The sequence below is a fragment of the Sphaerisporangium fuscum genome, assembly GCF_018531465.1.
Classification (GTDB): Bacteria; Actinomycetota; Actinomycetes; order Streptosporangiales; family Streptosporangiaceae; genus Sphaerisporangium; species Sphaerisporangium fuscum.
Genome location: NZ_JAHDTF010000093.1, coordinates 1 through 625 on the forward strand (window position 1 = coordinate 1; position 625 = coordinate 625).

The 625-nt window shown below is 77.8% G+C and carries 1 protein-coding gene; it reads right to left on the bottom strand.

The features are described from left to right. Positions 1 to 102: 102 nt before the first annotated feature. On the bottom strand, positions 103 to 625 hold a 523-nt coding region (locus KIK05_RS46455), incomplete at its 5' end, for an FHA domain-containing protein (RefSeq protein WP_214417343.1).

Sequence of the window (625 nt, forward strand, 5' to 3'; positions counted from 1 at the left end):
GGGGCGAGGCCGGGCGAGGCCACCGGAGCAAGGGGCGCGCCGCCCCCGGCTGCGGGGCCGGCGGGCGCGGCCGGGCCGGTGGGGGGACCAGTGACCGTCATCTCAGCTCCTCGTCACCGTGATGACGGTCCACGCGCCCACGTGCACGCGGTCGCCGTCGGCGAGCTGTACGGGGACGTTGACCTCCACGGTCTTGCCGTTCACCAGCGTGCCGTTGGCCGACCCGGGGTCGACCAGCTGCCAGGTGCCGTCGGGCTGGGCGAGCAGCACGGCGTGCAGGTGGGAGACGCCGGGATCCTCGGGCGGCCCCGACAGGTCGATTTCGGGCACCAGGGAGCGCGACTGGCTGCGCCGCCCGACGCGCATCTCCGACCCGGTCAGGACGAACCGGCGCTCCGGGCAGTACGGAGGGAACGCCACCCGGGCGGCGTCGGGGCCGCCCTGGCCGATCATCGCGTCGTAGTGGGCGCGGTCGGCGGCGACCACCGCGATCCAGGCTCCGGGCGGCGGCGGCGCGGCCTGCGACGGGGTCACCGCCGCCGACGGCGTGCCGGGCTGGGCGGGCTGCCAGGGCTGCGCCGGCTGCCAGGACTGGGACGGCGGGGCGGTGCGCGCGGAGAAGCCG